The organism is Gemella haemolysans, from assembly GCF_001553035.1.
Classification (GTDB): Bacteria; Bacillota; Bacilli; order Staphylococcales; family Gemellaceae; genus Gemella; species Gemella haemolysans_B.
Genome location: NZ_KQ959988.1, coordinates 1 through 502 on the forward strand (window position 1 = coordinate 1; position 502 = coordinate 502).

Annotated in this window: 1 protein-coding gene; it reads right to left on the minus strand. The window is 31.7% G+C overall.

The features are described 5' to 3' along the window. Positions 1-63 precede the first annotated feature (63 nt). The coding region (locus HMPREF3186_RS07355) for an SSURE domain-containing protein (protein WP_156438995.1) at positions 64-502 on the minus strand (439 nt) is incomplete at its 5' end.

Consider the following 502-nt stretch of genomic DNA (forward strand, 5'->3'; position numbering starts at 1 on the left):
ATATATGTGTCCAGAATTTTGGGTACATATCAAATCACGATTTTTGAGTCACTCCCATTCTATTTAGTCGATTTCATTTTTTCTTCTAAGTCCTAATAAACCTAATAAACTAGCGATGATTAATCCTACTATTCCTGTAGTTGAAGTACTTATTGAGTTAGTTGCATTCATTGTTCCTTCTGGAGCTGCGCTTGTTTTTGGTAACATTCCTTTTTTCATCATGTCATTGTTCATATGAGCATTCATATTTTTCGCTTTCATATCTTTGTGCATATGTGCTTTCATATTCATAACATCTGATTTTTGCATATCCATAGGTTTTTCATTCATATTTGATTCCATTAAATCGTGTTTTTTATGATCTGTCATCATATTTTCACCTGGTTTTTTCTCCATTTCCATAGCTTCTTTATGAAGATTTACAGTAACCTCTTTTAGTGCTACTAAATTTGTTAGATCTGCTTTTCCACCTTTTTCACCGTATACTTTGATTGTTGCTTTG